At 65.2% G+C, this 23,920-nt stretch carries 20 protein-coding genes; 12 read left to right on the forward strand and 8 right to left on the reverse strand.

Annotated features, from left to right (window positions below; translation table 11 throughout):
- Window positions 1–17: 17 nt before the first annotated feature.
- The 3 genes from ACL02S_RS21160 to ACL02S_RS21170 are packed head-to-tail and all read left to right on the forward strand — an operon-like array spanning window position 18 to window position 3,240.
- The gene (locus ACL02S_RS21160; RefSeq protein ID WP_412804213.1) at window positions 18–671 is read left to right on the forward strand and encodes a TetR/AcrR family transcriptional regulator; all 654 of its coding nucleotides are present in this window, start codon (window positions 18–20) and stop codon (window positions 669–671) included.
- Window positions 671–1,612, forward strand: coding sequence for an ABC transporter ATP-binding protein (locus tag ACL02S_RS21165; protein WP_412804214.1), 942 nt, complete (start codon window positions 671–673; stop codon window positions 1,610–1,612). Before ACL02S_RS21160 ends, ACL02S_RS21165 begins: the two co-directional genes overlap by 1 nt.
- The gene (locus tag ACL02S_RS21170; protein ID WP_412804215.1) at window positions 1,609–3,240 is read left to right on the forward strand and encodes an ABC transporter permease; all 1,632 of its coding nucleotides are present in this window, start codon (window positions 1,609–1,611) and stop codon (window positions 3,238–3,240) included. Before ACL02S_RS21165 ends, ACL02S_RS21170 begins: the two co-directional genes overlap by 4 nt.
- Before the next feature lie 93 nt (window positions 3,241–3,333).
- Here ACL02S_RS21170 and ACL02S_RS21175 read toward each other — a convergent pair whose 3' ends face one another.
- Window positions 3,334–4,185: an LLM class F420-dependent oxidoreductase gene (locus ACL02S_RS21175; RefSeq protein ID WP_412804236.1), complete on the reverse strand. Its 852-nt coding sequence runs from the start codon at window positions 4,183–4,185 to the stop codon at window positions 3,334–3,336.
- 235 nt (window positions 4,186–4,420) lie between these two features.
- Between ACL02S_RS21175 and ACL02S_RS21180 the strand changes: the two genes are divergently transcribed.
- Together ACL02S_RS21180 and ACL02S_RS21185 are read left to right on the forward strand one after the other, a co-directional pair.
- Window positions 4,421–5,845: a threonine/serine exporter family protein gene (locus tag ACL02S_RS21180; protein WP_412804237.1), complete on the forward strand. Its 1,425-nt coding sequence runs from the start codon at window positions 4,421–4,423 to the stop codon at window positions 5,843–5,845.
- A gap of 104 nt (window positions 5,846–5,949) precedes the next feature.
- The gene (locus ACL02S_RS21185; protein ID WP_412804216.1) at window positions 5,950–6,606 is read left to right on the forward strand and encodes a biliverdin-producing heme oxygenase; all 657 of its coding nucleotides are present in this window, start codon (window positions 5,950–5,952) and stop codon (window positions 6,604–6,606) included.
- A 117-nt stretch (window positions 6,607–6,723) separates the two neighbouring features.
- On the opposite strand, the gene ACL02S_RS21190 is transcribed toward ACL02S_RS21185, so the two are convergent.
- Entirely contained in the window at window positions 6,724–7,185 is a 462-nt protein-coding gene (locus ACL02S_RS21190; protein ID WP_412804217.1) for a MerR family transcriptional regulator, read from the reverse strand.
- Window positions 7,148–8,668: a SulP family inorganic anion transporter gene (locus ACL02S_RS21195; RefSeq protein ID WP_412804218.1), complete on the reverse strand. Its 1,521-nt coding sequence runs from the start codon at window positions 8,666–8,668 to the stop codon at window positions 7,148–7,150. The genes ACL02S_RS21190 and ACL02S_RS21195 overlap by 38 nt, the downstream gene beginning before the upstream one ends.
- A gap of 726 nt (window positions 8,669–9,394) precedes the next feature.
- Here ACL02S_RS21195 and ACL02S_RS21200 point away from each other — a divergent pair.
- Window positions 9,395–11,437 carry an SDR family oxidoreductase gene (locus ACL02S_RS21200; protein WP_412804219.1) on the forward strand — a complete coding sequence of 681 codons (2,043 nt, stop codon included), beginning with the start codon at window positions 9,395–9,397 and terminating at the stop codon, window positions 11,435–11,437.
- A 287-nt stretch (window positions 11,438–11,724) separates the two neighbouring features.
- On the opposite strand, the gene ACL02S_RS21205 is transcribed toward ACL02S_RS21200, so the two are convergent.
- Together ACL02S_RS21205 and ACL02S_RS21210 are read right to left on the reverse strand one after the other, a co-directional pair.
- Complete coding sequence (locus ACL02S_RS21205) at window positions 11,725–12,720, reverse strand: IPT/TIG domain-containing protein (protein WP_412804220.1); 996 nt, start codon at window positions 12,718–12,720, stop codon at window positions 11,725–11,727.
- 245 nt (window positions 12,721–12,965) lie between these two features.
- Entirely contained in the window at window positions 12,966–13,970 is a 1,005-nt protein-coding gene (locus ACL02S_RS21210; protein ID WP_412804238.1) for a zinc-binding alcohol dehydrogenase family protein, read from the reverse strand.
- A 220-nt stretch (window positions 13,971–14,190) separates the two neighbouring features.
- Here ACL02S_RS21210 and ACL02S_RS21215 point away from each other — a divergent pair, with 220 nt between their 5' ends.
- From ACL02S_RS21215 to ACL02S_RS21225, 3 genes are all read left to right on the forward strand, one after another.
- Complete coding sequence (locus ACL02S_RS21215; protein ID WP_412804221.1) at window positions 14,191–14,829, forward strand: TetR/AcrR family transcriptional regulator; 639 nt, start codon at window positions 14,191–14,193, stop codon at window positions 14,827–14,829.
- 2 nt (window positions 14,830–14,831) lie between these two features.
- Window positions 14,832–16,535, forward strand: coding sequence for an FAD-binding dehydrogenase (locus ACL02S_RS21220; protein ID WP_412804222.1), 1,704 nt, complete (start codon window positions 14,832–14,834; stop codon window positions 16,533–16,535).
- 182 nt (window positions 16,536–16,717) lie between these two features.
- Window positions 16,718–17,194, forward strand: a complete 477-nt coding sequence (locus ACL02S_RS21225; RefSeq protein ID WP_412804223.1) for a nuclear transport factor 2 family protein — start codon at window positions 16,718–16,720, stop codon at window positions 17,192–17,194.
- A 184-nt stretch (window positions 17,195–17,378) separates the two neighbouring features.
- On the opposite strand, the gene ACL02S_RS21230 is transcribed toward ACL02S_RS21225, so the two are convergent.
- The gene (locus tag ACL02S_RS21230) at window positions 17,379–18,665 is read right to left on the reverse strand and encodes an IPT/TIG domain-containing protein (protein ID WP_412804224.1); all 1,287 of its coding nucleotides are present in this window, start codon (window positions 18,663–18,665) and stop codon (window positions 17,379–17,381) included.
- A 410-nt stretch (window positions 18,666–19,075) separates the two neighbouring features.
- Here ACL02S_RS21230 and ACL02S_RS21235 point away from each other — a divergent pair, with 410 nt between their 5' ends.
- Entirely contained in the window at window positions 19,076–20,215 is a 1,140-nt protein-coding gene (locus ACL02S_RS21235; RefSeq protein WP_412804225.1) for an aminotransferase class V-fold PLP-dependent enzyme, read from the forward strand.
- A gap of 59 nt (window positions 20,216–20,274) precedes the next feature.
- On the opposite strand, the gene ACL02S_RS21240 is transcribed toward ACL02S_RS21235, so the two are convergent.
- Window positions 20,275–21,351 (reverse strand): NAD(P)H-dependent amine dehydrogenase family protein, encoded by a 1,077-nt coding sequence (locus ACL02S_RS21240; protein ID WP_412804226.1) that lies wholly within the window; start codon window positions 21,349–21,351, stop codon window positions 20,275–20,277.
- 1 nt (window position 21,352) lies between these two features.
- Window positions 21,353–22,144, reverse strand: coding sequence for an SDR family oxidoreductase (locus ACL02S_RS21245; RefSeq protein ID WP_412804227.1), 792 nt, complete (start codon window positions 22,142–22,144; stop codon window positions 21,353–21,355).
- A gap of 146 nt (window positions 22,145–22,290) precedes the next feature.
- On the opposite strand from ACL02S_RS21245, the gene ACL02S_RS21250 reads away from it, so the two are divergent.
- Window positions 22,291–23,175, forward strand: a complete 885-nt coding sequence (locus tag ACL02S_RS21250; protein WP_412804228.1) for a helix-turn-helix domain-containing protein — start codon at window positions 22,291–22,293, stop codon at window positions 23,173–23,175.
- Between the two features lie 141 nt (window positions 23,176–23,316).
- Window positions 23,317–23,892 carry a methyltransferase family protein gene (locus ACL02S_RS21255; protein ID WP_412804229.1) on the forward strand — a complete coding sequence of 192 codons (576 nt, stop codon included), beginning with the start codon at window positions 23,317–23,319 and terminating at the stop codon, window positions 23,890–23,892.
- The last annotated feature ends 28 nt before the right edge of the window (window positions 23,893–23,920 follow it).

Here is a 23,920-nt window from a genome sequence, read left to right on the forward strand (position 1 = left end):
TTTAACATACTGTACATGTGTATAGCCAACAGCCCGTTTCGCAAGGACCCGCCGAAGATCTGACCACCGCGGCACGCATTCGCGATACCGCGATCGAGCTGTTCGGCGAACACGGATTCCAGGTCGGCATCCGAAAAATCGCCGCCGCCGCCGGCGTCTCTCCCGGATTGGTCAATCATCACTTCGGTTCCAAAGACGGCCTACGGGCCGCCTGCGATGCGCGGGTGTTGCACCTGATCCGCGATGAGAAGATCAAGGCGCTCACCGCGTCGTCCGTCGCGATGAACATGCTCGATGCCCTCGCCGAGATCGATTCCTACGCACCCTTGTTCGCGTACATGATGCGCAGCCTCCAAGCAGGGGGGCCGATGGCGGAATCGCTGCTGGAGGACATGATCTCCGATACGGCGGAATATCTCCGGCAGGGGGTCGAGGCGGGCAACGTCAAACCGAGCCGGGATCCCGTCGCTCGCGCCAGATATCTGGTGATGCTGAATGTCGGCGCAACCCTGCTGTCCATGCAGATGCGCCTGCACCGCGGCGAGGAGATCGACTATCGCAAGGCGCTTCGCGAACTCTCGAACGAAATCACCCTGCCCGCCCTGGAGCTCTACACCCAGGGCCTGCTCACCGATCCCACGATCTTGGACACATTTATCAAGGAGCAGTGATGTCCGACGTCATCGAAGTCCGCGACCTGCGCAAAACCTTCGGCATTGTCGCCGCACTGGACGGGCTGAACCTCTCCGTCGCCGACGGGGAGATCCACGGCTTCCTCGGCCCCAACGGCTCGGGAAAGTCCACCACGATCCGGGTGTTGCTCGGTATCCTGCGCGCTACGGCGGGCCGGGCCCGGCTCCTCGGCCGCGACCCGTGGGCCGACGCGGTCGCCCTGCACCGCGAGGTGGCCTACGTTCCAGGCGACGTCACGCTCTGGCCATCGCTATCCGGCGGCGAGATCATCGACCTGCTGGCCAGGATGCGCGGCAACATCAATCCGCGACGACGCGCTGAACTGATCGAGCGCTTCGACCTCGACCCACGCAAGAAGGCACGTACCTACTCGAAAGGCAACCGTCAAAAAGTCGCGCTGATCTCCGCACTGGCTTCCGATGTGCGACTGCTATTACTCGATGAGCCGACTTCCGGACTGGATCCGTTGATGGAGCAGACCTTCCGGGAGTGCGTACACGAAGCACAGCAGCGCGGCGCCACCATCCTGTTGTCCAGTCACATCCTGTCGGAGGTGGAAGCGCTGTGTGATCGGGTGACCATCATCCGAGCCGGGCGCACAGTGGAGAGCGGCTCACTGTCCGAGCTCCGCCATCTGTCCCGGACCTCGATCACTGCCGAATTACACGGTGATCCAGGCGATCTCAGCAGCATCCCCGGCGTCGAGGACATCGAACGCGATGGCGCCATCCTGCGTTGCCAGGTCGACAGCGAACACCTCGGCGAGCTGATCCGGGCACTCGGCGACGCCGGTGTACGCAGCCTGACCAGCGCACCACCGACGCTCGAAGAGCTGTTCCTTCGCCACTACCGCATCGACGGCGAGAGCACCGAAAACACCGGGACCGCCTCCGCCACCGGAGAGAAGGTGCGGGCATGACACTCACCACCGACCGCGTCACCACGGCACCGGTATTCGGCGAATCCGGTGATTTCGCGGGCACGGTTCAGCTGCTGCGGCTGTATCTGCGGCGAGACCGGATCGTCTTGCCGCTGTGGACGCTGGTGATCGGCCTGATGCCCGCGTTCCAGGTGATCAGCATCAAGGATCTGTACAACACCCAGTCCGCGCTGGACACCTTGGCGGGGACCACAGCGGCAAGCCCCGCGCTGATCGCTATGTACGGCCCGGTGTTCAGCTCCGCACTCGGTTCCATCGGCACCTGGAAAGCAGGCGCCCTGTACAGCATGATCGCGATCGCCACGGTACTGACGGTGATCCGGCACACCAGAGTCGAAGAGGAAACCGGGCGCGCGGAATTGGTCGGCGCCACCAGCATCGGCCGGTACGCGGGCCTCACCGCCGCCCTGATCATGACCTGCGCCGGAGCGCTCGGCGCCGGTCTGCTGTGCACGGTGGCGCTCTACGCCACCGACTTGCCCGGTGCCGGGTCGGTGGCCTTCGGGGCCGCACTGGCGGCTTCCGGCATACTCTGGGCCGCGGTCGCGGCAGTAGCCGCCCAGGTGAGCGCAGGTGCTCGGGTGGCGCGCGGCATCGCATTGGGCACACTCGGTGCCGCCTTCGCGCTCCGGGCGGTCGGCGATGCCGGAAACGGTGTGCTGTCGTGGTTCTCCCCCATCGGATGGTGTCTGCAGATCCGCCCGTACGCGAACGAACGCTGGTGGGTCCTGCTTCCGCTGGTCGCTGTCGCGGTGCTCGCAACGGGTATCGCGTACGCATTGCTCGGTCGTCGCGACCTCGGCTCGGGGCTGCTCGCGGAACGTCCTGGCCCCGCCGCGGCCGGGCCGAAACTGTCCGGCCCGCTCGGACTGGCCTGGCGTCTGCAGCGCGGCACGCTCCTGGCCTGGTCGATCGGCTTCGCTTTGTACGGCTTACTGATCGGCGGGGCGGCGAACAGCATCGGCGATATGTTCGACAGCAACCCCGCTATCCGCGATATGTTCACCCGGATCGGTGGCTCGCAGCAGCTGCAGGAGTCCTTCATCACCTACGCGATCACCATGTTGGCCGCGGCCGCGGCAGCCTATTCGATCTCGGCTACCCTGCGGCTGCACGATGAGGAGTCCAGCGGCCGGAGCGAGGCCACCCTGTCCGGAGCGGTCGGCCGCACTCGCTACGCGCTGAGTCATATCGGCTTCGCACTACTCGGGCCAGCGGTGGTGCTGCTGGTGTCCAGCGCGGCGATCGGAATCGTGTATGGCGCCTCGGTCGGCGACCCTGGTACCGAGCTGCCGCGCTCGCTCGCCGCCGCGGCTGTGCAGTTACCCGCGATCTGGGTGGTTACCGGTATCACGATGGCCCTCTACGGTGCCGCGCCGCGGTTCGCGCCGGTCGCTTGGGGCGTGCTCAGCGCCATGGTGGTGATCTTCTTCCTCGGTTCGCTGGACGGGTTGCCCCAATGGATGATCGATCTGGTCCCGTTCATCCATCCACCGAAACTGCCCGGCGCGCAGTTCCAGGCCCAACCGGTGCTGTGGCTGCTCGTGATCGCTGTGGGACTGCTCAGCTTCGGCTTCACCACGTTCCACCGGCGCGATCTGCGCTGATCCAGGCACCTGTGGCCGGTGCGAGGGCAGGCGCACCGGCCACAGGCATGGGCCCGCGCGCACCAGCTGCTGTGCGCGACGCTCAGCGCGTCATCAGCCGGACTCCAACCCCAGTTTCCCGGCCAACCGGGTGAGATAGGCCCGTACCTCATCCGCCGAACGATCGGGCAGTCCGAAAACCACTTCGGTGACGCCGGATTCGGCCCACCGTGCCAGTTGTTGCGCATCATGGCGACCGGCGAGCGCGATGACCTCGGGCGGGTCCGTGCGATCGTGCTCGCGCCAGACCCGATGCAACATCGCGATCTTCTCGTCGAGTCCATCCTCGGTGGGGGTGGTGATCCATCCGTCGGCGTGCTCGGCCAGCCAGGTGAAGTTCTTCTCGGTACCCGCCGCCCCCAGCAATACCGGAATCTGTTTCTGCACCGGTTTCGGCCACGACCAGCTCGGCCCGAATGTCACGAACTCGCCGGCGAAACCGGCTTCCTCCTCGGTCCAGAGTGCACGCATGGCATCCAGATGCTCGCGCAACACAGTCTTGCGCTTGCCCGCGGGCACACCGTGATGCGCCAGCTCATCGGTATTCCAACCGAACCCGACACCGAGGCGAACCCGGCCACCGGAGAGATGATCCAGTGATGCGATGGTCTTGGCCAAGGTGATCGGATGGTGTTCGGCGGGCAACGCCACCGCAGTGGACAGTCCGATACGGCTGGTCACAGCCGCCGCCATCGCTAGCGCGACCCATGGGTCGAGGGTACGCAGATACCGGTCGTCGGGCAGGCTCGCATCGCCGGTGCGCGGATGCGCTGCCGCACGGATCACCGGAATATGTGTGTGCTCGGGCACATAGAACGTATCGAAACCGGAACGCTCGGCGGCCACTGCCGCCTCTGCGGGGGTGATGCCCCGATCGCTGGTGAACAACACGATTCCGTACCGCATCGCCTGCACTCCCATCAGAAAAATTAGAACAAGTTCTACCATGTTTTCCCGGCCGGGCCAACGGCTGGGCCGATACCGATACGTCCATCGGCGGACCACCTGGATGCCGACAACACAGCGAATGACTAGGTTCGCGTCCATGGGTCCTGACGTATCTTCTGGAGGAAGTATCACTACAGATCGGGTAGTTCATCTCGGCTGGCGACGCGGGCTGCGGCTGCGGCGTACCCGTCCGATACCTGTGGTGAGCCAGGCCTTCGGCCGGTTGGTCGCGGACCGGCAGGCGACCGTGGACACCATCGTCACGGCGCCGACTCCGATACAACCGATCGACCTCACCGACGATGCCCAGGTTGCCGAGGTACTCGATCTCGCGGTTCGAGTAGGCGAAGTGGTCCTCGCCTCCGGCACCGGTGTGGTGGATACCACCACGACGGTACGGTTCATCGCCGCAACCTACGGCCTGCCCCGCTGCAGTATCGACGTCACCTATGACGCCATCCGGATCTGGGCCGATCGCGGCCCCCAGCTACCGCCGGCAAGCACCATGCGGATCGTGCACTATCGCGCACTGGATTTCACCAGACTGGCCGCAGTGGACCGGCTGACCCGCCGGATCCGTAACGAGGTGGTCCCGCCCAGTGCGGCGCGCGCCGCACTGGATGCCACCACCTCGGCACCGCACCCCTACCACCGCTGGTCCGCTACCGCCGCCTGGTCGCTCATGGCAGCGGCGATCGCCGTACTGCTCGGCGGAGGCGCGGTCGTCGCGGCGATCAGTTTCGTCACCACCGCGGCGATCGATCGCACCAACCGTGTTCTCAATCGCTATGGTCTGCCGTTCTTCTTCCAGCACATGGTCGGCGGCGCGATCGCGGCGCTACCCGCCATCGTGCTGGCGAGTCTCGCCGTGCGACTACAGATCGACGTCGACCCGGCCCTGATCATCGCGGCGGGAATCACCGTGCTGCTCAGTGGCTTACAACTGGTCGGTGCGGTGCAGGACGCGATAACCGGCGCCCCTATCACCGCGACAGCTCGTATGCTCGAAGTGATGATGATGACCGGCGGCATCATCGCGGGCATCGCGCTCGCGTTGCGCATCGCCGATCTCGCCGATGCCACCGTGCCATTGGTCTACCTCACCTCCGGTCGCGATATCACCGATCTGCCGCTGAAGATCGCCGCGGGCGCCATTGCCGCCCTGGCCTTCGCGCTCGCCTGTTATGCCGAACGCCGCGCGCTTGCCGCCGCGGCCTGCAGCGGCGCCGCGGGCATCATCTGTTTCCTCCTGGTGCAGCAGGCCGGATTCGGTCCAGTGGTTTCCTCCGGGGTCGCCGCGACACTGGTCGGGCTGGCCGGTGGTCTGATGGCCCGCCGGGCATTGACTCCTCCGCTCGTGGTCGCGGTCGCGGGCATTACTCCGCTCCTGCCCGGCCTCAAGGTCTACCGCGGGCTCTATGCCCTGCTCAACGACGAGCTGCTGGCCGGAGCCGACCAGTTGCTCGCGGCGGTCGGCATCGGCTGTGCCTTGGCGGCGGGCGTCACCCTCGGCGAATGGTTCGACAGGACCGCGCGCAGGCCACGGATATTGCGCCGGTTCGGCTCGCTGCGGCGACCGATCGTCCGGCGGCGGCGGCGCTCGGCGCCCGCCCGCTGAGCGAGGCGCAGCCACACCCGGCGGCGGCCCGGTAGTCTGCTATCGAACCGGTCAGGGCAGCGAGACTCGGTGGCGGCCCGATGCGAGATTAAGGTGGTTCCAGCATGTCGGAGGCAGTGCCGTTCTCGAAGCAGATCCGTAACGCCACCGCCGAACAACACGCGGCGGCGGAGAACTCCCCATTCATGAGCGATATGCTGGGCGGGGCGCTCGGCGTCGAGTCCTATCACCGCTATACCGGCCAGCTCTGGTTCATCTACCACGCACTGGAGCGGCACTCGGACACTCTGGCCACCGACCCGATCGCCGGGCCGTTCATCCGTCCGGAACTCGCCCGTACTGCCGAACTCGAGCGCGATCTCACCCATCTCCTCGGCCCCGGCTGGCGCACCGGCCTGGCACCACTGCCCGCGACGGCCGCTTACGCCGAGCGCATCGAACAATGCGCCCGCGAGTGGCCCGCGGGCTATGTGGCCCACCACTACACCCGCTACCTCGGCGATCTGTCCGGTGGCCAGGTCATCCGTGGCACCGCGGAGAAGCTGTGGAATCTGCCGCGCCGGGGCGATGGTGTCCGCTTCTATGTCTTCGAGGGAGTCGGCAATCCCGCGGCATTCAAGCGGGAGTATCGCGCCCTGCTCGATCATCTGCCGCTCGACGAGCCGGAACGCCGCCGGGTACTCGACGAGAGCAGACGCGCCTTCACCATGAACGCCGCGGTCTTCCACGAGCTCGGCGTGGAGTTCACCACCGCTCGCTAGGCCACTGTCTGCCGCGCACCGGCGACCACCAGGGGCAGTCCGCCCCGACCCCCACCCGCTCTCCGGCTGTCCGAACGCCGGGTCACGACCACACCGAGCAGGCCACATCCGGTCCGGTCAGGAATCGACATATCCGGCAGACGCGGTGGAGCGGGTGGTGAGCAGGTCGGTGAACTCTTCGGCGTAGGCGAGCTGACGGCGTAGTCGTCCGGCACTCTCGCGCGTCTTATCGCGGCAACGGCGCAGGAATGCTGTCGCCTGGTCCCGCTGCCGAGCCGTCGCGGTGTCATCGTCGAGTACCTCGAAGGCTTCCAGCAGTTGCTTCATCTCCGCCAGGGTGAAACCCAACGGCTTCATCCGGCGGATCACCAACAGTCGTGCCACATCGACTTCGGTGTAGAGCCGGAACCCACCGGCCGAGCGGGCCGAGGGAGCCACCAAACCGACCTCGTCGTAATAACGGATCGACTTGATCGACAGTTCGGTCTGTTCGGCCACCTGCCCGATCTGCAGGTACTGTCCGTCGGCGCCGGTCGTCATCTCAGTGGGCGCCGACCACATGACCGGACAGTCGTTCATGCCGCGCCTCCGAGGCCGGATTGAGCCCGATGATCTCCACGTTCTTGCCCTTGGCCGCGTATTTGGTTGTGATCGCGTCGAGAGTGGCGACCGTGGAGGCGTCCCAGATATGGGCTTCGGACATGTCGATCACGATATTGCGCGGATCGCCGAGGTAGTCGAATTGGTAGACCAAATCATTGCTGGAGGCGAAGAACAACTCGCCACGCACCTGGTACACCCTGGTGTCGCGCTCTCCGTCCTGATCGGTGTCGGCTTCGTGCACCGCGACGACCTCGGTGAAATGAGCGACCCGGTGGGCGAACGCGACCATCGCGGTCAGTACGCCCGTGATCACGCCATAGGCCAGGTTGTGGCTGGCCACAGTGACCGCGACCGTCACAAGCATGACGCTGGTTTCCGCGATCGGCATACGCCGCAAAGTCTTCGGAGCGAGGGAATGCCAATCCATGGTGCCGACCGAGACCATGATCATGACCGCGACCAGAGCCGCCATCGGGATCTGGGCGACCAATCCGCCCAGACCGACCACCAGGATCAACAGGAACACACCGGCCAGGAAGGTCGAAATACGGGTTCGGGCACCGGACACTTTGACGTTGATCATGGTCTGGCCGATCATCGCGCAACCACCCATACCGCCGAAGAAGCCGGTGACGATATTGGCGATGCCTTGCCCCCACCCTTCGCGAGTCTTATCGGAGTGGCTGTCGGTGATGTCGTCGACGAGCTTGGCCGTCATCAGCGATTCGAGCAGACCGACCAACGCCATCGCCAGCGCGTACGGGGCGATGATCCGCACCGTTTCCAGGGTCAGGGGAACATTCGGGAGCAACAGCGTCGGCAGGCTGGACGGCAATTCACCTTCATCACCGACATTCGGCATATCCAGCGCGAACACCATGGTGGCCGCGGTCAACACCACAATCGCCACCAGCGGAGCCGGAACCACAGTGGTCAGCTTCGGCAGGAACACCATGACCGCCAGCCCGGCCGCGACCATCGGATAGACCAGCCACGGCACGCCGAGCAGATGCGGAACCTGGGCCAGGAAGATCAGAATCGCCAGGGCGTTGACGAAGCCGACCATCACGCTGCGCGGGATGAACCGCATCAGCTTCGCCACCCCGGCCACGCTCAGCACGATCTGCAGCAACCCTGCCGCCAATACCGTCGCGATCAGGTAGTCCATCCCGTGTTCTTTGACGACCGGTGCGATCACCAGCGCGACCGCACCGGTCGCCGCGGAGATCATCGCCCGGCGCCCACCGGTGATGGCGATGGTGACCGCCATGGTGAACGAGGCGAACAATCCCACTCGCGGATCGACGCCTGCGATGATGGAGAACGAGATCGCCTCTGGTATCAGCGCCAACGCCACCACCAACCCGGCCAGCGCTTCGATCCGCAACCGCTTCGGGTTGCGCATGGCCGCCAGCACCGAACCCTCGGCACTGTCGGGACGATGAGTCGTCGAGACCATCGGTACTCCGTTCACTGATCACACGCACACACGCGCGGCCGATGAGTACCCGCTCATCGGCGAAGAGGTCGAAGAGAAGCCGAGCCGGACCTCGGCACGACAAGGCCGAACCGATCCGGGCCGCACTGCCGGGCATCGGCGATCAGCAATCGCTCAGCGACAGAAACCATACCCTCCCGTAAGGGGAGAGTGACAACTCCGTCCGACCGACAGTGACCCACGTCGCACCGAGCCGCCACAGCGGCACATTTGCCCGCCGCCCGGCACCGGCCACCGCGCAGCGGCATTCACCGCATCCCGGCACGGTATCGCCACACCACCGATACTGCCGATACCACCGATGCCATCTCGCCACGTGACACCCACACAGCGGGTCACGCCAACTCCCGCCGGGACAATCCCGGACCGGGACAACACATTCGAGTGGAGATCGCCGACCGCTATGCGGTTGCTCAGCCGCCGTCCACCTCTGTCGATACCTGGAAATTTTTGTAACACATACCCTTTGACCTGCCCTGATGGTGACCGGTCCCACATATCGAACAGGACACGATTGCTTGCCGGTACCAGTCGCGGTCGATTACCGTTCAGTAGTAAGTCAGGACGAGGGTGTTCCTACTTTCGGCCCGGCGGACTGCCATGGGGCCGAACAGCTGTCCGCATTCACTGCCGCATGCCGGATAACTTGTGCGACAACACGGTTCGAGTGAACGGCAGGAGAGTGCGATGGCTACCTACATCGTGACAGGCGGAACCGGATTCCTGGGCAGGAGGATCGTTCAGGATCTCCTGGATCATGACCAAGAGGCGATCATCCACGTGCTGGTGCGCGAGACATCGCGCCCGAAATTCGCGGAGCTCGCGGCAAGTTGGCGCGGGGGTGACCGGGCCTTCGCGCTGATCGGCGATCTCACCGCGGATGGACTCGGACTGGCCTGCCCTGCACCACAAGCCGATCACATTGTCCACGTAGGGGCGGTCTACGATATGACCGCCGACGAGGAAACCTCCCACGCGGCCAATGTCACCGGCACCCGCTCGGTGCTGGCACTGGCCGGTGAGCTCGGCGCGGTACTGCACCATGTCTCCTCTGTCGCAGTGGCCGGCGACCACAAGGGCAAGTTCTTCGAAGAGGACTTCGATCTCGGCCAGCGCCTGACCTCGCCGTATCATCGCACCAAATTCGCTGCCGAAAAGCTCGTGCGGCAGTCGAGCGGGGTGCGCTGGCGGGTGTACCGGCCCGCTATCATCGTCGGCGATTCCCGTACCGGCGAGATGGACAAGATCGACGGCCCGTACTACTTCTTCAACGCGATCGCCAAGCTCGGTGCGCTACCGTCCGCCCTGCCGATGCCGCTGCCCGATCTCGGTGCCACCAATATCGTTCCGGTCGATTATGTTTCGGCCGCCATGGTCGAACTCATCCGCCGCCCCGGCCTGGACGGGCGCACCTTCCACTTGGTCAACCCGGAACCGCAGCCGTTCGGCGAGGTATACGGCGCGCTGGCCACGGCGGCGGGGGCACCGACCGGTATCGGCACAGTGCCAGGCAGCGGATTGACACTCAGCGGGCTCGCCCGTCTCCCCTTCGTGCCGGACATGCGCGATTTCCTGCTGGAACAGCTGGGTATTCCGGCCACGGTGGCCGCGCACACCTCGTTCTCCGCCGATTTCATCAGCGACTCCACCCGCGCTCAGTTACGCGGTTCGGGTCTGAGCGTGCCACCGTTCAGCAGTTATGCCGAGCGCCTGTGGCAGTACTGGCGCGACCATCTCGACCCGTTGCGCGGCCGGGTGTCCGTCGGCGCTGATCCGCTCGCAGGCCGGACTGTGCTGATCACAGGCGCCTCCTCTGGTATCGGGCTGGCCACCGCGCACGCGGTCGCCCGTCGGGGCGCCACGGTGCTCATGGTCGCCCGCGGTCGCGACGATCTGGCCGCCGCGACCGCGGCCATCAACGCGGAAGGCTATGCGGCATACGCCTATCCGTGCGATATCACCGACTCCGAGGCGGTCGAGAAACTCGTCCAGTGCGTGCTCGACGACCACGGCCACGTCGACTATCTGGTCAACAACGCGGGCCGTTCGATCCGCCGTTCGGTGCTCAACTCCACCGAACGGATGCACGACTTCGAGCGCACCATGGCGGTGAACTATTTCGGTGCCGTGCGGCTGATCCTCGGCCTGTTGCCGTCCATGCGGGCACGCCGGTTCGGGCATGTGGTCAACATTTCCTCGATCGCGGTGCAGACCAAGGTGCCTCGGTTCGCCGCCTATGTGGCGAGTAAATCGGCGCTGGACAACTTCAGCGAGATCGCGGCGGTCGAGAACCGGGATGCCGGAATCACGTTCACTTCGGTACGGATGCCACTGGTACGCACCCCGATGATCGCACCGACCGATCTGTACCGTTCCCTCCCGGTCCCCGATCCGGAACAAGCGGCCGCCATTGTGCTCCGCGCACTGGAGGACCGCCCGCACCGGATCGACACACCGGTCGGCACCTTCGCCCAAGCGGTCGAGCTGCTCATGCCATCGGTGAAACGGCAGATCCTGCACCAGGGATACCGGCTGTTCGGGGAATCCCGTGCCGCGCAAGGAGATCACCGAGATCACAGTCATACGGCACCGGAAGGGAAACCCGTCGCCGCTGGCGCCGCACCGCGCCCCGGTCCGCTATCCGCACTGGCCCCGGTGATCATGCCACTCATGTCCATGCCAGGCCCCGCGGCCCGCGTCGCCCGCATCGTCCCCGGCGTGCAGTGGTAGCCACCCGGCTGACGCGAAATGATCAGCACGATGGCCGCCACCGCGAAGGCCACCGTCCGGACGGTCGGTATCCGGTCCGCTGATCAGTCGCTTGTCACCGATCGTGGTTGCCCTGGGGCAATCCGTTCGGCATACCTGCACGGGGTGCGGCGGGCGCGTGGCCCGGCAAAGGGACGCGCACCCGCCGCGTACGTGATATCGCTGCGGTTACCTGAGCAGCTCTCCGGAAGACGGTGCTGGTAGAGGTCGCCCTACACCAGCACCACTCCCGGAGGCACCGGTAGCCGCTATAGATACATGAAGGCCGGTCCTACGCCGATTCCTCCTGGGGTAGTGACGTTGACCAATACGATGAGTCCGGGAGAGCCCACCGGAGAGATCGCGCTGATACTGCTATCGGAGTTGACCACGAACGTTGCCGGTATTACACCGAATGCCACCGAGGTGGCCCCGGTGAAGCCGGTGCCGGAGATCAGCACGGGGGTACCACCGGCCGCCGGACCGCTGGTCGGGGCGATCACGGTGACGACCGGTACCGGGAGATAGGTGTAGAGGGCCGGTCCGGCGACTCCACCCGGCGTGGTCACCGTAACCCCGATCACACCAGCCGTCCCGGGAGGAGCGGTGGCGGTGATCTGGGTGTCGGAGTCGACGGTGAACGAGGTCGCCGGTGTGATCCCGAAGGTGACCGCGGTGGCCCCGGTGAAACCGGTACCGGTGAGTACGACGACGGTACCGCCGGTGACCGAACCCGAGGTCGGGCTGAGCGCGAGCAGAGTCGGCACTCCGATATAGATATAACCGATCGGGGTACTGGTGCCACCCGCTGTAGTCACGGTGACCGCGGCCGTACCGGCCACGCCTGGGGGCGCGATAGCGGTGATCTGGGTGGCCGAGTTCACGGTGAACGAAGTCGCCGGTGTCCCACCGAAAGTAACCGCGGTGGCCCCGGTGAGGTTGGTGCCGGTGAGTACGACGACGGTGCCGCCGGTGGTCGGACCCGAAGAGGGCGCGATCGCGGTCAGGGTCGGTACCGCGGGCACACCGTAGGTGTAGGGCACGCCGTTGCTGACTCCACCGGAGTTGATCACGGTGACCAGGACGGTGCCGGATCCGGGTGGGGCCAGTGCGGTGATCTGGGCGGGGTTGTCCTGGACGAAGGTGGTCGCGGTGCCACCGAAGTAGACCGAGGTCGGGCCGACGAACCCGGTGCCGGTGATGACAACGAAGTTCCCACCCGACGGCGGACCGGATGTCGGGAAGATAGCGGTGATGGTAGGCATGACAGGCCCCTTGGGTGAGTGTGCTGGTTACCGTTCACCGGGGGGTGCCCGACGTATGTTGTTGGCCCGGCTGATTCCATTAACGCCCTGGTAACCATTGCCGGGCAAGGGGTTTGGTGGTCTGATTTTGTCCGTTTTCAGACTGTTGCGGAAGAGGTCGATCGCGCGCGGCGGTTGTACGGCGAGAGACCTGTGCTGTGTCGCGGCATCGAACCGGAGGGCTCCGAGCCACGGATCGACCCATCCTAGGGGACCAGAACCGCCGCACCCGAGAATCGTCCATGCGCGAGATCGGCCAGCGCCCGATCAGCCACATCCAGCGCGTACCTGTGTGTGGTCAGTTGTACTCGGTGCACACCGGCGAAAGCGAGGAATTCTCGGGCATCGGAGCGGGTATTGGCAGTCACCGAGCGCATCTCCCGTTCCTGGAACAGATGCCGCTGATAGTTCAGCGCGGGAATGTCACTGAGGTGGATACCGGCGATGGCGAGCACACCACCGCGATCGAGCGCCGCCAACGCGGGCGGCACCAACTCGCCGACGGGCGCGAACATGATCGCCGAATCCAACTGCACCGGAGGCGGATCGGCCGCTCCCTGCACCGATGCCGCCCCCAGGGCGGAAGCGAGTTCCCGCGCGGCGGGATCGCGGGTCATCACATGCACCTCGATGCCCCTGGCGAGCGCGACCTGGGCGGTGATATGGGCGCTACCACCGAAACCATAGATCCCGAGTCGCCCTCCCGGCGGTACATCGGCTCGTCCCAGTGCCCGATACCCGATGATGCCCGCGCACAACAGCGGCGCGGTCTCGATATCGGAGTAACCGGCGGGCAGGCGCAGCGCGTACGCCGCGGGCACACAAGCGAACTCCGCGTAGCCACCATCGGTATCCCAGCCCGTATAAAGCGAACGTGGGCAAAGGTTCTCGGCTCCACGTAGACAGAATTTGCATATCCCACAGGTATGCCGCAGCCAGGCGATGCCAACCCGATCTCCGACGGCGAACCCCTCCGCCCGCACTGCGGACCCGACCACGGCGACTTCCCCGACGACCTCGTGCCCCGGCACAACCCCTGCCCGGTGCACCGGAAGATCCCCCTCCGCCACATGCAGATCGGTCCGGCATACGCCGCAGGCCAGCACCCGCACCAGCAGCTCATCCGGCGCGGGCTCCGGGATCGGCGTGCGCTCGGCGACCAACGCCCCGCCTTCGATCGGCCCCGGCATGCGCACCCGCCAGGAACGCATGGTGGTGGTACTGCCGCGGGCCTCGCTCATCGCAGGATCACCTCGCACCGATCGGCTCGATACGGACCAGATATCCCGGCAGGGCCGGGGATACCGAGGTCACTGTACTCGCCGATTTGACTCCCCACACCCGCGTATTTCTGATACATTTTCGTATTGAATACAGATCTGTATCCAATCGGCGGAGGCAGACCGCCGGAACCTATCGAGGAGATGGCCGATGGCGTCCGACGCCGCGCACCCCGCGCCCGTTCGGGTCACCCGGCGCCGCGCCGAAACCAGAAACCGGCTGCTCACCGCCGCTTATGAGACCTTCGCCGAGGAGGGGTTCGGGCGCGCCACCGTGGAACGGGTATGCGAGCGGGCCGGCTTCACCCGCGGTGCGTTCTACTCGAACTTCAGCTCGTTGGATGAGCTGTTCCTGGCTATGTGGGAGCAACGCTCCACAGCGATGCTCGCCGAAGCGGGCGGCATTCTCGACGAGATCGCGGCAGACGGCACCGAGGACGTCCGCACCGCGGTCGAACAGCTGGAGCGAGCCGTCCCGATCGATGCGGGCTGGTATCGGATCACCGCCGAGTTCACCGCGTATGCCCTGCGTACCCCCGCGTTGCGCCGGGTGATGGTCGCGCGCGAGGAAGCCATCGTGGCGGCTCTCATGCCGACGATCGTCGCCGCGCTCACCAGGGCAGGCCGCAGTGTGTCCGATCCGGAGGGGTTCGGTCAGGCGCTCATCGCCGTCCACGACGGCACCAGTGTGCAGATACTGCTGGAGCCGGACAGTCACGTCGTGCGCGCACGGCGCACCGAACTCTTCCATCACGTCGTATTGGCCTACAGCACCGCAACCGAAGGATGAACATGTCCCATAACAATCCCGATGCCGCACCGGAAGCGGACGTCCTCATCGTCGGCGCCGGACTGGCCGGCCTGGTGGCCGCATACGAACTGGCCAAGGCCGGTCGCACGGTACACATACTCGACCAGGAGAATCGCCATAACCTGGGTGGGCAGGCGTTCTGGTCGCTCGGCGGTCTCTTTCTCGTCGACAGCCCGGAACAACGCCGCCTCGGCATCAAGGATTCCTACGATCTCGCACTCCAGGATTGGCTGGGCTCGGCCGGATTCGATCGCGAGGACGAGGACCACTGGGGCAGGCAGTGGGCGCAGGCGTACGTGCGGTTCGCGGCTACGGAGAAGCGGGACTATCTCCGCGATCTCGGGCTGCGGGTACTGCCGATGGTCGGCTGGGCCGAGCGCGGTGGCGGCTTCGCCGATGGCCACGGTAATTCGGTGCCGCGCTTCCACATCACCTGGGGAACCGGCCCCGAGGTGGTCCGGGTCTTCGCCGAACCGGTGCTGGAGGGCGAACGGCGGGGATTGGTCCGTTTCAGCTTCCGCCACCAGGTAGACGAACTGATCGTGGCCGACGACGCGGTGGTCGGCGTGCGCGGCACAGTACTGGAGGACTCCGATCTGGAACGTGGCCGGGCCTCGTCCCGGAACAAGGTGGGCGAATTCGAATTCCGCGCGAAAGCCGTGATCGTCACCTCCGGTGGGATCGGACACAACCATGAGCTGATCCGGCGCAACTGGCCCACCGAGCGGCTCGGCCCGTGCCCGGAGACGCTGATCTCCGGGGTTCCCGCCCACGTCGACGGGCGGATGCTCGGCATTACCGAGGCGGCGGGCGGGGCCATCGTCAACCGGGACCGCATGTGGCACTACACCGAGGGCATCATCAACTGGGATCCGATCTGGCCCGACCATGCTATCCGGATCATTCCCGGCCCGTCCTCGATGTGGTTCGATGCCACCGGAAAGCGGCTGCCCGCACCGTATTTCCCCGGATTCGACACCCTCGGCACGATGCGGGAGATCCTGCGGTCAGGTTACGACTACTCCTGGTTCGTCCTCACCCAGTCGATCATCGAGAAGGAATTCGCGCTCTCGGGCTCCGAACAGAATCCGGACGTTACCGGCAAGGATCTCAAACTCACGCTGAAGAGCAGGCTCACCAAGGGAGCGCCGGGCCCGGTAGAAGCGTTCAAGCAGCACGGTGTCGATTTCGTGGTCGCCGACACCCTGCGGGAGCTGGTCGATGGCATGAACAAGCTCGGGCGGGCAGGGCAGGATGGGCAACGCCCCCAGTTGGACTATGCCGATCTGGAGCGCCAGATCATCGCCCGCGACCGCCAGCTGGCCAATAAATACAGCAAAGACAGTCAGCTGATGGCGATCGCCAACGCGCGTCGGTCTTTCAGCGACAAGGCCGGCCGGGTGGCCACACCGCACCGGATCCTCGACCCGGCCGCCGGACCGCTGATCGCCGTGCGGCTCAACATCCTCACCCGCAAGACTCTCGGCGGCTTACAGACCAATCTGGATTCCCAGGTGATCAGGCCGGATGGCACAGCGTTCCCCGGCCTGTACGCCGCGGGTGAGGTCGCCGGATTCGGTGGCGGCGGCGTCCACGGCTACAACGCCCTCGAGGGCACTTTCCTCGGCGGGTGCATCTTCTCCGGCCGGGCCGCCGGACGTGCGCTGGCGGCGAAACTCGCCTGATCACCTACGAGCGGCAGCGCACCACCGTCGATCCCGCGGCGATCATCGCCCCGGGCTCCTTCTGGTGGTGCGCACCCCCGGTATCGGGCCGATATCCCCGCGGTGATATCACCGCACAGCATGTCGGAACCGGCTACCGCAAAACACAACCATGGGGGATCCGCGCATGCCAGGCTCTAGCAATGGATCTCGACGCCATCGAAGCCATCCGCCAACTGAAGTACCGCTATTTCCGGACCCTCGACCTCAAACAGTGGGACGAGTTCGCCGACACCCTCACCGTCGATGCGATCGGACGCTACGGCACCCATGCGGTAGGCGAGCCGCTGCATCTGGACGGCCGCGCCGCTATCACCGCGTTCATGCGGGAGAATCTCGGCCCATCGATCGTCACCGTGCACATCGCCGATCACCCGGAGATCCGAGTCGACGGCGAAAAAGCCACAGGTTCATGGGCTTTCGAAGACACCGTGATCGCTACCGAGCACGGTGTACTGATCCGAGGCGCCGGGTACTACACCGACACCTACCGCCGCGACGCCGACGACCAGTGGCGCATCACCACCACCGGCTACCAACGCATCTACGAATCAACGCAAGCGCTGTCTGACACACCGAGTTTCCACCTGCTGTCCAATATGTGGGCCACCGAACAGTAACCGGTCACCGCTGGTGTGACTCGCAGCGATGGACAATGGTGGTTTCGTGCGGACGAACGTAACCGTGTCCGCCAGCGCGGCCACACCTGGCTGCTCGTCCGGTTGTATCAGCTGTAGCCTCCCCGAGGAGCTGTTCGGCAACAGTCCGAGGGATTTCGGCCGTGCCACACAGTCCGGCCGACACTCAAATCGTGATCCCGGATACGTCGGTGGGGCTGGTGGCGATGGCGGTGGGAGTCGCGGTTCCTGTGATCGGCGCCGACACCACCTGGTTGGTGCCTGCGTTGGTGATGAACAAAGTGCTCCCGGAAACGGTGATATCCGCAGGGCCCGACAGACCGGTCACCAAAGGGGTCGGAGTGCCACCAGTGACCGGCACTGTCGATACCCGACCGAATTGGGACTCGCAGATGTAAAGGAGGTTACCGACCCGGACGAGGCCCGCAGTATTGCCCAGGACTGCCAGCTGGGTTGGTGTACCACCGGTTTGCGGCACCGAATACACATTGCCGGGGACGCTGATATCAGTGAAGAACAGCAGGCCGGCACCGCCGTAGGTGTAGGGCAGTGGATTGCTCGTGCCGTCCAGCAGCGCCTGAACGGTGACCTCGACCGTACCGGTGCCGGGTGGAGCGATGGCGTTGATCTGGGTATCCGAGACGATGGTGAAGGTGGTTGCCGTTGTACCGAACCGCACGGACAGTGGACCGGCACCGGCGAACCCACTGCCGACGATCTCCACCGTATTGCCCCCGGCTGCGGGACCGAAGCTCGGGTTGAGCGAGGTGAGCACCGGTGTCGCCAGAAGGGCAGGCGCAAACGGTGCGCCCCCCGGTTGCGTCGGCGACCCATCGGTGATCCCGAATACGCTGGTGGGGCTGGTGGCGATCACCGTGGGGGTCGCGGTTCCGGTGATCGGCGCCGACACCACCTGACCGGTGCCGCGATTGGCGATGAACAGGGTGCCACCGGAGACCGTGATACCCCAAGGGCTCGACAACCCCGTCACCAGAGGAGTCGGTGTGCCACCGGCGACCGGCAACGTCGACACCCGACCGGCCCCGAACTCGCAGATGTAGAGGAGGCTACCGACCCGGGTGAGACCTGTGGGAACGCTCAGTCCGGACGCCAGCAGAGTTGGTATGCCACCGGTTTGCGGCACCGAATACACATTGCCGAGGGGGAAGCCGACGTCGGTGAAGAACAGCAGGCCGGCACCGCCGTAGGTGTAGGGCAGTGGATTGCTCGTGCCGTCCAGCAGCGCCTGAACGGTGACCTCGACCGTACCGGTGCCGGGTGGAGCGATGGCGTTGATCTGGGTATCCGAGACGATGGTGAAGGTGGTTGCCGTTGTACCGAACCGCACGGACAGTGGACCGGCACCGGCGAACCCACTGCCGACGATCTCCACCGTATTGCCCCCGGCTGCGGGACCGGAACTCGGGTTGAGTGAGGTGAGCACCGGCGCCATCGGATGCCTCCGAACAGAGAAAAGGTTGTTCTGCAACAGATGTCGGCGTGGTCGCGACACCGTTGTCTCCAGTAACCCACCGACGGTGATGGTTCCGCAACGAATCCCCGATCGCAGTTCCACAACGAATCCCCGGTCTGTTGTCGTCCGATATCCGCCTCGGACCTGGAACCAGATTTCCGACAGGCAGGTCCGCGAGGTGACTGTGGTTGCCCGGCAACGGGTATCGGGGTCTGGATAACGGATAACCAGATACCAGGCACCGGAGGTCAAGGTTGCTGTACCGGCGCAATCCGGGATCAGTGGTGCGGCGTTCGGAATGTTCGTGTGCATGGAGGGCCCCCGCACATGGTCGGTGCGGTATGTCGCCGAGGACCGAGAGAGCGAGAAGCCTGCGGGAGGAGGCGGCGATGGCTCGGATGAACTCGACACCGACGAATCAGTCCACTTTTCCCGCACCGGCACTGGACGACCGGCCAGCGACAGCAGATGCTGCTGATATGTCCTCGCTGACTCCGAATGAGTACCTACCCGAAACCACCTATCTGAACACGGCCTCTTACGGTCTGCCGTCGGCCCGCGCGCTGGCCGCTGTGCGCGCGACCGACACGAACTGGGCAGCAGGCCGGGGCGGACCGGCGGCGATGGATCATCTGGTGCCCGATATGCGCGCGGGGTTCGCTCGCCTGCTCACAGGAGCGAACCCCGACGATATCGCACTCGGTAGCGGTGTCGCCGGCCTGATCGCCCCGGTGGCCACCGCATTGCCACCAGGTGCGGAGGTGCTACTGGCCGAAGGTGAGTTCTCCTCGGTATCAATGCCTTTCGTATACCGGGATGATCTCGTCGTACGCTTCGCGCCACTGGCGGAGCTGGCCGCACAGGTGCGACCGGAGACCGCGCTGGTGGCGGTGAGCGTGGTCCAATCAGCCGATGGCCGCGTCGTCGACCTCGCCGAACTGCGCGCGGCCACCAAGGCCAACGACACACGGTTGCTGGTAGATGCCACCCAGGCCGCGGGCTGGCTGCCACTGCGCTTCGCCGACGCGGACTACTGGGTCTGCGCCAGCTTCAAATGGCTTATCGGCGCGCGCAGCGTCTCGTTCCTCGCGGTAGCACCGGAACTCGTTACCCAACTACGACCGATCGGCTCCAGCTGGTACGCCGCCGAAGATCGCTGGGCCGAGCTCTATCATCCGATCGCACTGCCCGCCACAGCGCGGCGCTACGACGCGACGCCGGATTGGCTCGGCGTTGTGGCCGCATCGGCCGGACTGTCCTTGATCGAGGAAATCACCGTCGACAAGATCGGCGCACACAACCTCGAACTGGCCGAACAGTTCCGCGACGGATTACGCGCACTGGGTTACGAGCCGATTCCCGCGCGCTCCCCCATCGTCTGTATACCCGGTACGGCAGACCTGGTGGACCAGCTGGCGGAGGCGGAGGTGATCGCCTCAGCGCGAGCGGGCCTGGTCCGGTTCTCCTTCCATCTCTACAACAGCACTGACGATGTCGAACGCGCACTGTCTGCGCTGCGTACTGCATAACCGGACCGCGACGCCCGGATACCAGGTGACCATCCCGTAGCACAGACGGCCGTGCGCCCTCAATGCTTCTGGCGGGCCGCCGGTGCGGTGATCAGCGGAAGATCGAGCGCGGTGAGAATTCCGGAACGTGCCGCGACCACAGCGGGAACGGCATTGACAATACGCATGCCGGTGGCCAGCAGGGTCGCGTAGTTGTGGTCACCATTACGGCTCGAGGTCACCAGATCCATCGCGTAACACGGCTCACCGGTGATCTCGACTCGGTAGGAACCCGCTGGGTGCGCGGGCAGCGGCCAGTCCGGGCACAAGTCCGGACGCAACCTTGTCACATGCTCCAGCACCGTGACCGGTTCAGCACCGACCATGCCGCGTACCTCGAAACGCAATGCGGCGGCAGTGCCCTCGGCGATATGCCCGGTCGCGATATCGAACGACTCCGGCGCGGGAATCCGCTCATATGTCTCGGTGACGGCATCGAGGCCGACGCCGATTCCCGCGGCGAGCTGGCGGACCGTGCCACCCCACGCGAGCGAAAGTACCCCGGGTTGCAGCAACATGGGAATGTCGTCGACAGGCTTGCCGAAACCCATGATGTCGAACATGACCTCGCGATTGTCGTAACTGGCGTAATCGACGATCTCCAGGCATCGCACCTGATCGATACGCAGGCAGGTGCCCGCGAGTGCGAGCGGAAGCAGATCGTTCGCGAAACCGGGATCGATACCGTTGACCCACAGCGACGAATTCCCTTGCGCGGCAGCCTCTTGTACCGGCTTCAACAGCTCATCCGGGAGCACGCCATAGGGGTACTGGAAGAACACCGGAGCACAGGCGACGACATCGACCCCGGCGGCGAGGATGCGCTGGAGATCCTGCACCGCCTCGACAAGCCGGTTATCGGTCATCGAGCAGTAGACGACACAGTCCGGACGAGCCGCGAGCACTGCCTCTGTGTCGGTTGTCGCGGCGACACCGACCGCGTGGTCGATCCCCGCGAGCGTTCCGGCATCCATGCCGTCTTTGGCGGAGCCGGAGACTCGAACGCCGACCAGTTCCAGGTCGGGATGGGCGATGACACCGGCCAAGGCATGTCTGCCGACATTGCCGGTACCCCATTGCACTACGCGATATGTCATGTCACAGATCCGGGATCGGGAAGTCGAGGTTGGGAATGAGCAAACCGCCATCGGGCTCGAGTATCTTGCCGGTGAGGTACTGCCCTGCCGGTGCGACCAGATAGAGCGCGGCCGCGGCGATATCTTCGGGTTCGCCGATGCGATGCAGTGGAGTCTTGGCTTCCAGTTCGGTGCGCATCGCGTCGTTGCCTGCGACGATCTCCAACGCGGAGGTCAGAATCGCGCCGGGCGCTATCGCGTTCACCCGGATCCGTGGATTGAGGTCGAGCGCGGCAAGCTCGGTGTAGTGCGCAAGGGCGGCCTTGGCGGTGCCGTACGCGGCGAACGCGCGCCCGGACAATCGTCCTATCACGGAAGTAATGTTCAGAATCGAACCGCCGCCCGCGGTGTCGAGTATCCGCGGTACCGCGGCGCGAACCAACGCATGCGCAGTGGTGACATTGAAATCGAAAACCTCCCGCAACGCTTGCGGCGTGGTATCGAGCAATGGGCACGGCAGTGCGCCACCCACATTGTTGACCACGATGTCCAGCCGCCCGAAGCGCTCGACCGCCGTCTCGGCAAGAGCTGCCACGGCATCGATATCGCTCAAATCGGCAGGCACCACATGTGCCTGCCTACCGACAGCGGCAATACGCTCGGCGACCTCGTCCAACTGGCTCTTGGTACGCGCGGCGATGACGACATCCGCACCCGCCTCAGCGAACGCGATGGCGATCGCGGCACCGATACCCCGGCCCGCGCCGGTCACGATGGCTACCTGTCCGTCGATCCGGAACCGATCCAGAATCATGCACGCTCCCTACGTGCTGTGTCGAATAGCCACCACATAGCACAGGCATGATGCCGGACAGATCAGGTGACGAATATTCGACGACTGATAAACTGATATTCGTCATCGTACGTCTCGTACCCACGCGGGGACAAGGGGTTGCCAACATGCCGGACCGATCCTCCTCACCGCCGACACGTCGAGTCGTCGACATCGTGTCGCTGCTGGCCGGCGCCGACGCACCGATCAGCACCGCGGGCATCGCCGAACAGCTCGGTATCGCCCGCGCCACGGCGAGTGCGATTCTTTCCGAATTGACCACGGCCGGTTGGGCGGTCCGCGATCCGACCCGCGGCTATATCATCGGTCCCGCGTTGGCCGGACTACCCACCGCGGCCCTTCCGCACGATGTCGGCGACCTCCTCGCTGAGCTGGCCGCACGCACCGGATACGGCGCGACGTTCAGCCGGATCGAACCCGATCGGCTCACCGTGCTCGATGTCAGGCATGGTGTCGACCGGGTGGTTCCCGGTATTCCGGTAGGGCATCGCGTACCGCTGCAATTCCCCGCAGGCGCAGGCGTGATGCCGTGGCGTCCGGCGAGGGAACAGAATATCTGGCTGCGCACCGCCACCGAAGACGACGATCAGCACAATGCTTGCGCGCTGCTGGCACTGGTACGCGAGCGCGGCATCGCGGTGTTCCGGCCCCGCGCCGACGACGCGGGCCTGGTCGATCTGCTCGCCGACCTGCTCAGCGCGGTCGGCTCCGAATTGTTGCGGCCGCAGCTGCGTACGCGCACCCTTCGGCAGCTCGCCGCACTCACCGCGCGGCCTTTCACCCGAGCGGAACTGGATTCCGATGAGATACTGCCATTGAGTTATCTCGCGGCGCCCGTTTTCGACGCGAACGGCACCGCGGCCTACGAGGTCCAGCTCGGGCCACTACGCGCAGCGACGACCCGGATCGAACGCGATGATTTCATCGAAGCGACTCGCGCCACCGCTCGTGACCTGACCGCCGCACTCGCCGACAACAGGCGACACCGATAACCGCACAGCCAGCTGACCCGGACCTGCGCCGGGATCCTTTGGTCGCGAATCAGGGCTATGGACTGAGGTTTTCCGGATATTTCTCGACTGCTTCGATGGGTCGCTATCGATTGCCGGATCGTGGAGGAAGGGAGGTAGACCGTGACTGTGGCGGTGCTGGCCACATGGTTATGGCTGGCGTACGAGGTTGGACTTATCGTGCGGGACAAACTGCGGGGCAGAGGATCGACCGCGCATGACCAGCGTAGCCGGGCGACCATCTACGTGGTGGTCATAGTTTCGGTGTTCTGCGCCGCCCTGATCGGGGCACTGTTGCCCGAGTCGAGTCCGTTCGCCTTTCCCGGCCCCCCACCTCTTTTCTGGCAGATCGTCGGTCTTACGCTCATGGGGCTCGGCTTCGCCTTACGAGTGTGGGCAATCGCTGTGCTTGGAGCCGCATTCCGAACCACTGTCGAGGTGGATGCCGATCAGCGCGTGGTGGATCGTGGCCCGTACCGCCGCATCCGGCATCCCTCCTATACCGGAGTAGCGCTGATCACCACCGGCTTCGGCCTGGCCTGTGCCAATTGGATCTCACTCGCGCTTGCCACGATCCTGCCGGTATATGTGCTGAGCCGACGCATCCGGATCGAGGAGCAGGCGCTGCTGGAGACCCTGGGCGAGGCCTACCGAATCTATTGCCGCGGCACCAAACGGCTCATCCCTTGGGTGTGGTGAGCAGCGAGCGCCGAAGCACAGAATCCTT

The organism is Nocardia spongicola, assembly GCF_047200775.1.
GTDB lineage: Bacteria > Actinomycetota > Actinomycetes > Mycobacteriales > Mycobacteriaceae > Nocardia.